The organism is Rahnella ecdela, from assembly GCF_019049625.1.
Taxonomy (GTDB): Bacteria; Pseudomonadota; Gammaproteobacteria; order Enterobacterales; family Enterobacteriaceae; genus Rahnella; species Rahnella ecdela.
Genome location: NZ_JAFMOY010000109.1, coordinates 51,647 through 64,762, shown reverse-complemented (window position 1 = coordinate 64,762; position 13,116 = coordinate 51,647). Strand labels below are relative to the sequence as shown.

General features: G+C 50.2%; 12 protein-coding genes. 6 read left to right on the top strand and 6 right to left on the bottom strand.

What is annotated here, in order from left to right:
• Positions 1-48 precede the first annotated feature (48 nt).
• Positions 49-321 (bottom strand): hypothetical protein, encoded by a 273-nt coding sequence (locus J1784_RS03955; protein WP_217148117.1) that lies wholly within the window; start codon positions 319-321, stop codon positions 49-51.
• Positions 322-411: 90 nt separating this feature from the next.
• Entirely contained in the window at positions 412-1,140 is a 729-nt protein-coding gene (locus J1784_RS03950; RefSeq protein ID WP_217148116.1) for a DUF3053 domain-containing protein, read from the bottom strand.
• Between the two features lie 122 nt (positions 1,141-1,262).
• On the opposite strand from J1784_RS03950, the gene J1784_RS03945 reads away from it, so the two are divergent.
• Both J1784_RS03945 and cspE read left to right on the top strand, forming a co-directional pair.
• Positions 1,263-2,378, top strand: a complete 1,116-nt coding sequence (locus J1784_RS03945) for a DUF1615 domain-containing protein (protein ID WP_274387305.1) — start codon at positions 1,263-1,265, stop codon at positions 2,376-2,378.
• 365 nt (positions 2,379-2,743) lie between these two features.
• Complete coding sequence (gene cspE / locus J1784_RS03940; protein ID WP_056781364.1) at positions 2,744-2,956, top strand: transcription antiterminator/RNA stability regulator CspE; 213 nt, start codon at positions 2,744-2,746, stop codon at positions 2,954-2,956.
• A gap of 633 nt (positions 2,957-3,589) precedes the next feature.
• Here the strand turns inward: cspE and J1784_RS03935 are convergent.
• From J1784_RS03935 to J1784_RS03920, 4 genes are all read right to left on the bottom strand, one after another.
• A complete protein-coding gene (locus tag J1784_RS03935) occupies positions 3,590-3,727 on the bottom strand; it encodes a hypothetical protein (protein WP_162940740.1) in 138 nt (45 codons plus the stop codon).
• A 537-nt stretch (positions 3,728-4,264) separates the two neighbouring features.
• Positions 4,265-4,468, bottom strand: coding sequence for a hypothetical protein (locus J1784_RS03930; RefSeq protein WP_217148115.1), 204 nt, complete (start codon positions 4,466-4,468; stop codon positions 4,265-4,267).
• Positions 4,469-4,604: 136 nt separating this feature from the next.
• Positions 4,605-5,855: an L-lactate MFS transporter gene (locus J1784_RS03925; RefSeq protein ID WP_217148114.1), complete on the bottom strand. Its 1,251-nt coding sequence runs from the start codon at positions 5,853-5,855 to the stop codon at positions 4,605-4,607.
• A gap of 380 nt (positions 5,856-6,235) precedes the next feature.
• A complete protein-coding gene (locus J1784_RS03920) occupies positions 6,236-7,012 on the bottom strand; it encodes an alpha/beta fold hydrolase (RefSeq protein ID WP_217148113.1) in 777 nt (258 codons plus the stop codon).
• A 265-nt stretch (positions 7,013-7,277) separates the two neighbouring features.
• Between J1784_RS03920 and J1784_RS03915 the strand changes: the two genes are divergently transcribed.
• From J1784_RS03915 to J1784_RS03900, 4 genes are all read left to right on the top strand, one after another.
• Entirely contained in the window at positions 7,278-7,643 is a 366-nt protein-coding gene (locus J1784_RS03915) for a hypothetical protein (protein WP_217148112.1), read from the top strand.
• A 219-nt stretch (positions 7,644-7,862) separates the two neighbouring features.
• A complete protein-coding gene (gene mrdA / locus J1784_RS03910) occupies positions 7,863-9,809 on the top strand; it encodes a penicillin-binding protein 2 (protein ID WP_217148111.1) in 1,947 nt (648 codons plus the stop codon).
• Positions 9,810-10,133: 324 nt separating this feature from the next.
• The gene (locus tag J1784_RS03905) at positions 10,134-11,111 is read left to right on the top strand and encodes a sensor domain-containing diguanylate cyclase (protein ID WP_217148110.1); all 978 of its coding nucleotides are present in this window, start codon (positions 10,134-10,136) and stop codon (positions 11,109-11,111) included.
• A gap of 566 nt (positions 11,112-11,677) precedes the next feature.
• Positions 11,678-13,114, top strand: coding sequence for a sensor histidine kinase (locus J1784_RS03900; protein ID WP_217148109.1), 1,437 nt, complete (start codon positions 11,678-11,680; stop codon positions 13,112-13,114).
• Positions 13,115-13,116 lie beyond the last annotated feature (2 nt).

The following is a 13,116-nucleotide window of genomic DNA, read 5'->3' as shown; positions in this document are numbered from 1 at the left end:
AGGGTGATGAAAAGGCTCAGGCAGATTGCCCGGGCCTTTTTTTGTGTTTTAGCGGGTGCCCGGCAACAAAGATTCTGTGCACTTAAAGACATCTTCGCGGAATTTGCGGGAAGCTTCATCCAGGTCTGCCTGATTCGCGACGTCAGCACGATTGGCTTCCAGCGACTGATTGACCGCGATAGTGAACGCATTTTCCTGGCTGGCATTGAGCACATTGCCGACGCTGCCAAAGAGCAGACGCATGGCAGAAATCTGCACCAGAAGTTCACGGTTTACGCGCTCGAGCTGGTCAACGCGTTTGTTCAGGGTATCGTCATTCATAGGTGTCTCCTTATTTAATTGCTGCACACCATAACAAAAGCATCGCCATGAAAAAACCGCCTGACGGCGGTCTGTTCGCTGGCTGCGGGTTTAACGTACCATTTGCTGCATCTGGCGACTCAGCTGCATCAGTTGCGCATTCAGCGGCACCAGCTTTTGCTGAATAGCGTTGTATTTGTCCAGCTGCTTCTGATTAGCAAATTGCAGACGGTTGCCGGTGATCGTGACATTTTTACCCTGACTTTTGATGAAATCGGCTTTCTCAACAATCAGGTTCAGCACCTGCGGCAGTAAATCGAATACCTGTTCAGTGATCGCGGAAGGCTGCACGATGGTTTTGTTGTAAGCCTGATCATAGACTTTTTTCAGGTCATCGGGCTGTTTGAGTGCCGCATGTTGCGTGTCGGCCTGCGTTTTCAGCAGCGTGATTTTTTCTTTCCATCTTTCGCTGCTGTCCGCCATTTTTTTCAAATCATCACGCTGTTCAAGCAGGTTATTAACACTGTTCACGCCGTTCATTCCTGCAAAAACTGGCACCAGCGAGGAATCCAGTTCAATGTTCATCTGATGATGAAACCCTGTAATGATGGCGTAATCTTTACTGTAATCGCCAAACTCTTTTTGCTGCGCTTCACTGAGTTGTGGCACAGCGAGAACCGGTTTATCCAGAATACGGGTCTGAAGAAAATCAATGAATGCCTTTCGCTGTGCAGGCTCTTTATCGCCACAACCGCTGATGGCAAATATCATCAGCAAAAGCATAAAAGGCAGCAAAAATGCGCGGTGTAAGGTTGTTGTCCGGGTCGCAGAATGCATCATTTCCTTGTTCCTTTATCTCCATCATCAGAGCCTTAACCTTAACGCATAAAGATAATTTTTTGCTAGATCAGCATGGCTATCTTCGTTAACGTCATCTTCAGGGTAATTATTTCAGGGAAAGGATGATGTTGATCCGTAAGCGATTTTCAATACGACGTTTTGCTCCGTTTCTGGCGATGGTTGTGCTCGCCGGTTGTACATCAACGAAAAAGAGTGAAGCACCGGCGCAAAATCCGCGTGACGTGAAAGCGGATATCGTCCGGCTGATGCCTGCCGGCGCGCCGGACAAAAAAGGCTGGGCGACGGACATTACCGCCGCATTGACCACGCAAAACATTCCGGCAACAACGGAAAACATCTGTTCGGTACTGGCGGTTGCGCAGCAGGAATCCAACTTTAATCCGGATGCGCCTGTGCCCGGTCTGGGCAAGATTGCGTGGAAAGAAATAGACCGTCGCGCTGATGCGGTTCACGTGCCGAATTTCCTGGTGCACACAGCGCTGCTGTTAAAATCACCAAACGGCAAATCTTACAGCGAGCGGTTGGATAACGTAAAAACCGAGAAGCAGCTCAGCGCCATTTTCGATGATTTCATTGATATGGTGCCGATGGGGCAGAAACTGTTTGGCAACCTGAATCCGGTGCATACCGGCGGTCCGATGCAGGTCAGCATCGCGTTCGCCGAACAAAATGCTAAGGGATATCCGTACAAAATTGACGGCTCAGTTCGTAACGAAGTCTTCAGCCGTCGCGGTGGTGTATGGTTCGGGGTGAAACATCTTCTGGGTTATCCGACCCATTATTCGCAGTCACTTTATCGCTTTGCCGATTTCAATGCAGGCTGGTACGCCAGCCGCAACGCCGCGTTCCAGAGCGCAGTGAGCAAAGTGTCGGGCATTCCGCTGGCGCTGGATGGCGATCTCATAAATTATGGCACTGAAAAACCGGGCAGCACTGAGCTGGCGGTGCGCACGCTGAGTAAGCGTCTGGATATCAGCAACAGCGCAATCCGCAAAGCGCTGGAGAAGGGCGAGCAACTGGAATTCGAGGATACGGCGCTCTATAAACAGGTTTACGCACTGGCGGATAAAACCACCGGTAAACGTCAGCCGCGCGAAATGCTGCCGGGCATTACGCTGGAAAGTCCGAAAATCACCCGCAAGCTGACCACCGCCTGGTTCGCAAAAAGAGTCGATGGGCGACGTGCAGATTGCGTAAAACGCGCTAACGCCAGCTGATTTAAGGTAAAGATTCTTAAAGCCTGCCCGATATTGGCAGGCTTAATATTTTTCTTATCAGGCTACAGCCACCGTCAGCGGCGGCTTGTGCGTTATTCCATGCAGAAATAAAATTACTGCGAATATAATCCCGATGAAATTAACACTTGCTTAATAAATCCCGCTGTGTGTAAATAGCGTCAACGGTTTGTGGTTAAGACCTATTTATGTAAGACATTTTAGTAAAGCAGTTCCTGGTTCAAGTGATATAGCAAATCCTTTCTCCGACGAATTTCCTTCTCTGATGCATCCATAAGTATTTCAAATAAAAACAGACCTGTCTTGCCCTATGGCATCATAAAATAAAAACGAAGAAGGTATTTCCTATGTCTAATAAAATGACTGGTTTAGTAAAATGGTTTGACGCTGGTAAAGGTTTCGGTTTCATCAGCCCTGCAGACGGCAGCAAAGACGTGTTCGTTCACTTCTCTGCAATCCAGAGCAATGATTTCAAAACCCTGGACGAAGGTCAGAACGTTGAGTTCACCATCGAACAAGGTCAGAAAGGCCCTTCAGCGGGTAACGTTGTCGTTCTGTAATGTCGCCAGATATTGAAGTGAGCACTCTGCAATAGCGAAGATGGGGTAAACCCGGAGCAGACAGAATAATTATTTCAGTATCGACATTCTAAATGATAAAAATAAGCCCTGGCCAACGCCGGGGTTTATTATTTAAAAGCTTCTGAAATTATTTCCAGGAGCCGCAACAGAAAAGCCGGTTGAATTATTTCGCCACCAGCCGTTTTTTCTGTTGTGAAAAGGCCGTGCTCAGGCCGTGCAATGTCGGAGTGTACGATGGACGCTTGCACCATAATATGACGGCCGGGAAAGTACCGGCACTTCTTTACTTCATCCTTTGGGCTGACTCAGCGTTGGCTTCCTTCGCTCACCCCTGTCACATACTGATGTATGCTCCCCGGGGGCTCGCTCAGTTGCCGCCTTGATTCAACCCAAATGCTTCGTAAATAAGCAGTGTATTCAATCCCAATCCAATCCCAATGACGCCTTTGCCGGAAAACAGGCAAAAAAAAGCCCGCACGCGGCGGGCAAAATAACAGGGTTCTACAGGGGTATTACACAGGGACATCACACAACATTTGATGGATTTAAGATATCAAACCCTGTGTATGGTTTTGTCATCACCCGGTAAGGTTAATCCAGCAGATGTAAGGCTTATTTGTCGGCGTAGTGCGAGATGACCTGATCGATTTTAGCGTCCGCCAGTGCAATACCTTTCTGAATCAAAGATTCAGAACCGATGCTTGCCAGCACGATGACGACGGCAACAATCATTAATCCTTTGTATGTCATATTTCAATCCTTCCGCTTTGACTGCTCAGTTGCAGCATTATGCGGCGATACCGGTTGTATCGCCACGTGGCAAAACGGAAAACGGAAGAAAAAACGTTATGCGGCCAGGTGACTGACGGTGAAATGCGTGACCAGACCGATGATGATCAGCAGAGCAATCGCCGCGGCGGTGTAGAGAATAATGCGTTTTGGACTGTAGAATTTCATATAATATCCTTATTTTTCCATCACATACAACGTTGCGGGATTAGAGGAACTCCATCATCAATGCCATCATGTAACCGATCCCGACAGAGCCTCCGGCCATAATTAACCAAAATGCAGTTGCCTTCATTTCACACTCCTTGTGTGGGTTGATCATTCAGATAATCAATTTACCGCAAAAATTATATCAAACATAAAAATTATGGGGATACATATCTGCTCTAAATTTGATCACTTAGTCTGAAAAATCTCATATAGTGCGGGGCAGTTCTGATTCAGGGCCGGAAGTTTGTGCGCAAAACGCCCGGCAAGTGCAAAGCTCCTGCAGAGGAATTACTGCAGATAATCGCTGCTGGCGGTCAGTTTGTTATGCGCGCTGGCGTCGATGGTCGTAGAAGGGCGGGTACCGCTTTCGCTGGCTTTACGGTTCAGTTCAGAAGCCACTTCCTGTGAGCTGGAAGGGTGAAGTGCGGCAATGCTGTTAAAGGTGGTCATTGCGATCATCAGGCTGAAAAGAGCGAGGGTGGTGCGTTTCATTGTTCGGGCGTCCGGTCTGTTCACATTTTGTCATAGGGATTGCGTGATTCAGCGGCCGATTTTATATGCTTTATTCATAAGGAACGGGAGCAAATTGTGCTCCCGTTCATCATTTATGATGCGCTCAGCTGCTGCTTTACACGTGCTGGAGCGTATTATGACCTGCTTCTGATTTATTCGGTAAGCGAATCGTGGCAGAAAGAACCAATGACACAATCAATAATACAGTGATGATGCTGAAGGTCACGGCGAAGCCACCGAACAGGGATGCGACCAGAGAAGCGAAGATGCTGCCGATACCAAAGCCCAGGTACAGGAGACCGTAGTTTTTAGTCATGTTGTTCAGACCAAAGAAGTCGCTGACCAGAGACGGGTAAACGGTGATGGTGCCGCCGAAGCTGAAGGCCACACAGGCAACGGAGACGAAGAACATCATCTCGTTCATCTGTGTGAACAACATCAGGCTCATTCCCGCCAGTGACACAATTTGCGCGATAGAAATGACGCGGATACGCTGCATTTTGTCAGATAACACACCGAGCACCAGACGACCACTCAGGTTGGCAATCGCAATCACGGTTACAGCGTTGGCGGCGGTCAGTGCATCCAGTTTCACCAGGCTCTGGCCGATATCTTTTGCCACACCAATCACATACAAACCGCTCATGCAGGCAGTCAGGAACATCAGCGCCAGCATCCAGTATTGAGGGGCACGAATGGCTTCTGCCAGTGTGAAATCGCGGGTGTCATTGGTACTGTCATTCAGGCTGCTTTCTTCGCGGGTGACGTCTGCTGTTTCCTGTTTTGGCGCATCTTTCATCATCATCGCGCCGGCAATCACCATCACCATCGCAATACCGCCCCAAATCATGAAGGTATTTTGCAGACCTTCGGTGGCCAGCAGATGGCCGCAAACGAATTTGAATAACAAACTGCCCAGACCGTAAGCGCCGATAGAACAGGCGGAAATCAGGCCTTTGCGCTCAGGGAACCATTTCACGCAGTTGGTGAGCGTCAGCAGGTAACCGGCACCGTCTGCCAGACCCACCAGCACACCGGCGCTGATGTAAAGCATCAGAACATTGTCTGAATGCGCCGTCAGCGCAAAACCGGCGGCCATCAGTAAACCTGCGGCGATGGTGACGGTACGCACGCCAAAGCGTTCCTGAAGTTTACCGGCAACGGATGAGGCCAGCGCCAGACACAGGCTCAGGATCCCAAAGGTCAGTGCCACGCGGCTCACCGGTTCACCCAGTTTCTCAGACAACTGACCGTTAAACAGGCTCCAGGTATACACGGAACCCAGCGCAAGCTGAGTCAGGATGGTGCCAATTAAAGTCAGCACGCGTGTGCGGTTGTAATTCTGCATGCCAGATTTGTCACTCATAGTGGGTTCTCCCGAGCGAAGTAGATTCAATTAACTGTGGCTATGATAAGTCTGGCGAAGTGGGGCGGCGCATTTGCGGAGTGAGATGCATGAGTTGCGGAATGAAATGCATCCCTGACGGCGTGAGTCGCCATTTTTGGGCTAAAAACACCCCTAAATTGGACTTAAAACACCGCTGCAGGCCTTGCGGGGTGCGGGTTTTAGTTGATCTGGATCACTAATCCTTCATTTAGTTTTTTCAGACCCGATTACAAATTTTGTTAAACAAGTCTGGTTGTGATTTTTTGCTACATCGGAAGGATTCTGGCAGGGAAATTTTGAGTATTTATGATGTGGATAAACAACTAGCCTCTGGCTCGTTTTCACTGTTTAGCATCAACCTACAACGCTTCTGCATTCAGTGCGGCATTAATTGCGGCGGCGACGCCGGTCGGGTTTTCCCACATCATTGAATGTCCTGCCTGAGGCACGATGGCGGTATGAATACCGTGTTGGGGCAGAACGGCGACATCCGGCTCGGGCAGCGAAAACTCACCAAACAAAACGGTGGCGGGCATTTCCAGCTGATAAAGTTGTTCGCGCCACGATACGGCTTCTCCGTTCACCAGCCCGATTGCCTGGCGGTGTATGGCCAGCGGCGAGGCGATGCCCATACATCCTGCCCAGATATGATCTTTTCCGCGGACCGCGACGTTAATCAGATGCGCATGACCTTCGCGCAGATAGTCTTCTTCTGAATATTGAGCGACAGCCCGGCTGAATATGCCGCCTCCCGCATCCAGATTTGGCTCGGCGACAATCAGACGCTGGATCAGATCAGAGCGCTGCGCGGCCACCATAATAGCGATACTGCCGCCCATACTGTGGCCGATCAGGTTGACCTGCGGCACGCCGAGACTTTCCAGCCACGCAATCACGCAATCAACATGCGCCTGCAGGCTATAGCTGAAATCATCGGGTTTATCGCTGTAACCCGAACCGGCTAAATCGAGCAACAGTGAGCGGCGCGGACGTAATGACGCATCGGTCGCCACACGCGGAAAATCGCAGGAAGACGCACATCCCAGGCCGTGAATAAAGACCAGCGGAACCCCCATCCCGGATAATTCATGGAAGCGCAAATGCATTTGTGTACCGGGTACTTTGAACGATTTCATCTCAATCCCTTATTACTGCTCAGGTGCAATCTGCGGATTATAGGCAGAATTCCTCTGACCGGCAGTACAAAAAATGAACAAATAAACAGAGTGCGTAAACAGGCGCGAAGTGTGCTCTGTTAGCATGAATTATCCGCAATCAAATTCTATTCATGGGCGAATTTGGCTTAAAATATTTAGCCCGTGAATATTTCTTTTGCAGGCTCTTTCTATCGGCCAGACAAGTGATAGCATGGGCCTCTTGCTTACTTTATGGATTTATCTGATGGTCAGGTTAGGCGGTTGTGTGGCGGTGATTTTGGCGCTGGCGTCGTTTTCAGCATCGGCTGTCACGCAGTATCAGTGCGTGTTAACTCATCATACGCAATCTGATGATGGCAATGATGTTTCTGAAGTCGTGAACAAAAATGCTCAGGTTTATGATGCGGGGAATACGTTCAGTTTCTCGCCTGATGGCAGCAAAATGGTCACCAGCCCTGAACTGACGGATATCATCGGCAAGGATAACCAGCCTATGAAAGCCGGAGCGCAGGATAACCTGATGTATATTCACGTGAAAGACAGTTTTGTCGTGGCAACCCAAACTGAAGGGTATGTTTACGGTGACTGCAAAGTGAATACCGCGAAGTAAAAATACAGAGTCCGGTATTTCCTGATCCACGGGGCGTTGAGCCAAACCTCAGCGCCCTGAAATATCGCCCTGCAATAAATAGAAACACTCCTGCCAGTTCATTAGCACACTTCTTATAGTCGTCCGTGGCATGACGGGCTATCCTTTCGCACTTTTCCAGTCTCCGTTTATTCATTTCGCCCGCTTCAAGAAGCAGACAAAAAAGGTATTTGCCCGCTTATGGCCTTACTTAACGACGAAATTCGCGACCATACCGCCGAGTCCGTCCTTTTCGTTCGTCGTGCCGTGATTGCATTTTTAGTCGTGGTTCTGCTGTCTTCTGCGCTGGTGTTCAATCTGTACCACCTGCAGGTGGGCATGCATGATTTTTACCAGACCCGTTCGAATCAGAATGACATCAAAATGCTGCCGATCGCCCCGAGCCGCGGGCTGATTATGGATCGCAACGGCGTGGTGCTGGCGCAAAACATTACCCTTTACCAGATTGAAGTGATCCCCGGCAAAGTGGCAGATCTTAACGCGACGCTGAAGGCGCTCACGCCGATTGTCGATCTCACGCAAGACGATCTGGACAGTTTCCACGACGCCATGATCCACGGCCGCCGTTTCGCACAAATCCCGTTAAAGCTGGCACTGACCGATGTGGAAGTCGCTCGTTTTTCCGTCAATCAGTTCGATTTTCCCGGCGTTTCCATCAGCACGTATCAGCAGCGTCGTTATCCTTATGGCGCGGAACTGGCGCACGTGGTGGGTTATGTTTCCAAGATTAATGATAAAGATGCCAAACGACTCGATGCTGAAGGTATCTCGGAGAATTACGCCGCTGACCACGATATCGGCAAGCAGGGCGTTGAAAAATATTATGAAAATATCCTGCATGGCCGCACCGGTTATCAGGAAGTGGAAGTGGATAACCACGGCCATGTGGTGCGTCTGCTGAAAGAGGTTCCGCCACAGGCCGGACAAAATATCTACCTGACCTTGGATCTCGATTTACAGCAATACATCGAAAAACTCCTGAAAGGTCAGCGTGCGGCCGTGGTGGTGATGGATCCCCGCGATGGCGGCATTAAAGCGATGGTATCCAGTCCGAGTTACGATCCGAATCCGTTTGTGAACGGGATTTCCAGCAAGCAATACAGCGCGTTACTGAAAAACCCTGATTTGCCTTTGATCAACCGTGTTACGCAGGGCCTTTATCCGCCAGCGTCCACGGTTAAACCTTTTATGGCCACTTCGGCGTTGTTTGAAGGGGTGATTACGCCACAAACGACTTTCTTTGGTGCACCGACCTGGACGTTGCCGGGCACAGAACGCCATTACCGCGACTGGCTGAAAACCGGTCACGGCTTGTTGAATGTGACCAAAGCGATTGAAGAATCCGCCGATACGTTCTTCTATCAGGTGGCCTTTGAAATGGGCATCGACCGTATTCATACCTGGCTGAGTAAATTTGGCTACGGGCAGTCGAGCGGGATAGATCTCGACGAGCAATATAATGGCGTACTGCCAAGCCGTGAATGGAAAATGAAAGTTCATAAAAAAGGCTGGTATCAGGGGGACACGATTTCGGTCGGGATTGGGCAGGGTTATTGGGTCGCGACGCCAATTCAGATGGTGCGTGCGCTCAGTGCACTGGTAAATAACGGTAAACTTGAAACACCGCACCTGCTTTATTCCTCTAAAAGCGGCAAAATTATTACGCCCTATAAGATGCCGCCGACGCGACAAATAGCGGATCCGAAATCACCAATCTGGGGAATTGTGAAAAACGGCATGTTCGGGATGGCGAATTTCCCGAATGGTACCGGCTATAAATTATTCCACACCGCACCTTATCAGATTGCGGCTAAATCCGGGACATCGCAGGTTTTCAGCCTGCGCCAGGATCAGGTTTATAACGCCAAAATGACGCCGGTTAGGTTGCGAGACCATATCTTCTACACCGCATTTGCGCCTTATAAACACCCGACGGTGGTGATGGCGCTGATATTAGAGAATGGCGGCGGCGACGGCGTGGTGGCCGGGCCAACGGCGCGTGCGATCCTCGACCACATCTTCCTGCCACCACAGGCGACAACATGCGATCCGACCAAAGCTGATAATCCGGCGGACTGCGAACAACCGGTTCCGACACCCAATTCGCTGGGCTTTAGTGAGCATTAATTTGACTTAAATCTGAGGCTTGCGACTTTACAGATTTCTCCGAACGGGGAGGTCTGACAAAGTCGCAGGCACTGTATTTCCGGCTATTCACTGTCGCTGATTTAATTTCAGTACTAAAATTCCTAATACAAGCTTGTACAATTCCTGCGGCAGGTTTTCATCTTGTACACGTTTTTTGCTATTGTTTTTTCTCACGAGAATATAAAGAGTCATTATCTCGAACTCTTACATTATTGTTTCTTTGAACCGGGAAATCTGTTTCATCTGATGGCCGATTTATTATGGCCTGATGTGCGGGTGAAGCATGAAAAATGAGGTCTGTGAATGAAAACGCCAGAAATCCCCGCTGACGAGGCGAAGCGTATCCATGCGTTGCGCGCCTACAATCTGCTAGATACGCCACCCGAAGAACGCTTCGACCGCCTGACCCGTCTGGCCAGACGATTGTTTGATGTGCCGATTGCACTGGTGTCTCTGGTAGATGTGAACCGCCAGTGGTTTAAATCCTGTCAGGGGCTGGCCGTTACGGAGACTTCACGTGACGTTTCATTCTGCGCCCATGCGATTCTGGATAACGACATCATGCTGGTACCCAATACTCTGAGTGATGAGCGTTTTTTTGATAACCCGCTGGTGACCGGCGATCCGGGTATTCGGTTTTATGCCGGTTGTCCGCTGATTGTGCCGAACGGCAGCTCTCTGGGGACCTTATGCCTCATTGATATTAAACCCCGCAATATGGGCGACGATGAGCGCCAGCTTCTGCGCGATTTAGCCAAAATGGCCGAACAGGAAATCGGTGCCCTGCAAATGGCAACCATGGATGAACTGACGCTGGTCGCTAACCGGCGGGGCTTCGAGGCGCAGGCGCAGCAGGCGCTTAATGCCTGTCAGAAGCTTGGCATGCCAGCGACCATGTTGTTTTTCGATCTGAATGATTTTAAAGGGATCAATGACCGTTTTGGTCATGCGGAAGGGGATCGGGCGCTGATCGTTTTTGCCGGGATCCTCAGCGGATTGCTGCGTGAAACGGATGTGGTGGGCCGTCTCGGCGGTGATGAGTTTGTGGCGTTGCTGACTAATGCCAGTCACCTGGAAGCCGCTGAAATTATGCAGCGTTTGCACGAAGCCGTCGTGGGATGGAATCTTCATGAACAGCGCGGTTACGACATTAAATTCAGCGTCGGGCAAATTGAGTATGCCGGTGAAAAACATCCTTCGGTGCAGGCCTTGCTGGCAGACTCCGATCAGGCGATGTACAGCCATAAGCAGCTAAGTAAAAATGTGGTGATCAATCACTGACCGCCGGTTGTCATAAAATGGCGACAACGCGTTATTTGCTTGTCTCTTTTTGGCGACATTTAACCATATGATATTTAAATTGTTTTTTTTCTGTGCGTTATTCTGTTGGTTTTTGGCGACACAAAGAGTGTTTATTCATCAGCTTAACCGCGCTTTTACTGCTGCCTCAAAAGGGGTTATTTTAAATATTCTTTTAAAACAGTAGGATGAAAAATAATTTCGAACATTGGCACGTAACGTGCTAGATTAGCGCAGTTGCTCATTCACCTGATTATGATTGGCTCACGCGAAAGCGTTGATATGCTCATAATGTCCGAATGACGCCAAAGAAACGGTGCCTATCGTTCACCCGACCGATAATCGTTGCGCAAGCACGTTATCAAACATCGAACGACACGTTGAGTGAGGCACCACCTCTTCCGGTTTGCAGAACATCCTTCAGGATGTTCTGCAATACCAACCCTTCTGAATATCTCTGATTCATCCCCAAATCAACTGAACACCTTCTCTGACACTGGCTGTTTAAACCGTTGTCCGCTAGCATGACTTTATCTGTGGTAAATGAGATGAATGCGTTGAAAAGAGGACGTTTATTCCCCGGTTCGTTACGTCAGCTGGTACTGATGGCTTTCCTGCTGGTTCTGCTGCCGTTGCTGGTGCTGGCTTATCAGGCGTATGACAGTCTGGATCAGCTGAGCCGTCAGGCGGCGCGTATCAACCGCACCACGCTCAGTGACGCCCGCCGCAGCGAATCAATGTCCAGTATTGCGCTGGAAATGGAGCGCAGCTATCGCCAGTATTGCGTTCTTGACGATCCGACGCTTTTCCGCCTTTATCAGAATCAGCACAAACAATACGGCCAGTTGCTCGATGCACATGCTTCGGTACTGCCGGACTTACGTTATTATCAAACGCTGCGTACCCTGCTGACGCAGCTGACACAACCGGTCTGCCAGAATAATTCCCCGGATAAAGACTCCTCTGCGCGCCTCGAGAATTTCTCGCGCACCAATGCCGAAATGGTGCAGGCGACGCGTGAAGTGGTGTTCTCGCGCGGACAGCAACTTCAGCGCGCCATCGCCGAACGCGGTCAGTTCTTTGGCTGGCAGGCGCTGGTGCTTTTCCTGCTCAGCGGTGCGCTGGTGGTACTGTTTACCCGCATGATTATCGGGCCGGTGAAAGGCGTCGAAAGAATGATTAACCGGCTGGGAGAAGGGCGTAATCTAGGGGATGTCTCACGGTTTAAAGGCCCGCGCGAAATCCGTTCTCTGGTGCAACGTATCGTCTGGCTGAGCGAGCGTCTTGCCTGGCTGGAATCACAGCGTCACGAATTCCTGCGACATATTTCCCATGAACTGAAAACGCCGCTCGCCAGTATGCGTGAAGGCACCGAACTACTTGCCGATGAAGTTGCCGGTCCGCTGACCTCCGATCAAAAAGAAGTAGTGGCTATCCTTAACAATAGCAGCCGTCATTTGCAGACGCTTATCGAACAACTGCTCGATTACAACCGCAAGCTGGCCGATGCGCCGACGCTCAGCGTGGCCGTCGATATTAAATCGCTGGTGAATGATGTGGTGACGGCTAACAGCCTGCCTGCGCGTGCCAAGAAGATCCGCAGTGAGGTCACGATTGATGCGCCGACCTGTCTGGCTGAGCCGACATTATTGCGGCGGGTGGTGGATAATCTCTATTCCAATGCGGTGCACTACGGGGCTGAATCCGGTACTATTTGGGTCCGCAGCCGGGAACTACACGGTCGGGTGATTATCGAGGTGGCAAACACCGGAACTCCGATCCCGCAGGCCGAGCGCGCGATGATATTTGAACCTTTTTACCAGGGTAGCCAGCAACGAAAAGGGGCTGTGAAAGGCAGCGGTCTGGGGTTGAGTATTGCCCAGGACTGTATTCGCCGCATGCATGGAGAGCTGCAACTGGTTGCCGTTGAAGATGCGGACGTGTGTTTCCGTATTGAGTTACCCCTGACGGCTGAGAAGAAATAATA

What these genes read in the sequence shown, in the direction of transcription:
- J1784_RS03920 (WP_217148113.1), bottom strand. Translation starts at nt 7,012, where the DNA reads ATGAAATCGTTCAAAGTACCCGGTACACAAATGCATTTGCGCTTCCAT.
- J1784_RS03945 (WP_274387305.1), top strand. Translation starts at nt 1,263, where the DNA reads ATGATGTTGATCCGTAAGCGATTTTCAATACGACGTTTTGCTCCGTTT.
- J1784_RS03925 (WP_217148114.1), bottom strand. Translation starts at nt 5,855, where the DNA reads ATGAGTGACAAATCTGGCATGCAGAATTACAACCGCACACGCGTGCTG.
- cspE (WP_056781364.1), top strand. Translation starts at nt 2,744, where the DNA reads ATGTCTAATAAAATGACTGGTTTAGTAAAATGGTTTGACGCTGGTAAA.
- J1784_RS03950 (WP_217148116.1), bottom strand. Translation starts at nt 1,140, where the DNA reads ATGATGCATTCTGCGACCCGGACAACAACCTTACACCGCGCATTTTTG.
- mrdA (WP_217148111.1), top strand. Translation starts at nt 7,863, where the DNA reads ATGGCCTTACTTAACGACGAAATTCGCGACCATACCGCCGAGTCCGTC.
- J1784_RS03915 (WP_217148112.1), top strand. Translation starts at nt 7,278, where the DNA reads ATGGTCAGGTTAGGCGGTTGTGTGGCGGTGATTTTGGCGCTGGCGTCG.
- J1784_RS03955 (WP_217148117.1), bottom strand. Translation starts at nt 321, where the DNA reads ATGAATGACGATACCCTGAACAAACGCGTTGACCAGCTCGAGCGCGTA.
- J1784_RS03930 (WP_217148115.1), bottom strand. Translation starts at nt 4,468, where the DNA reads ATGAAACGCACCACCCTCGCTCTTTTCAGCCTGATGATCGCAATGACC.
- J1784_RS03935 (WP_162940740.1), bottom strand. Translation starts at nt 3,727, where the DNA reads ATGACATACAAAGGATTAATGATTGTTGCCGTCGTCATCGTGCTGGCA.
- J1784_RS03900 (WP_217148109.1), top strand. Translation starts at nt 11,678, where the DNA reads ATGAATGCGTTGAAAAGAGGACGTTTATTCCCCGGTTCGTTACGTCAG.
- J1784_RS03905 (WP_217148110.1), top strand. Translation starts at nt 10,134, where the DNA reads ATGAAAACGCCAGAAATCCCCGCTGACGAGGCGAAGCGTATCCATGCG.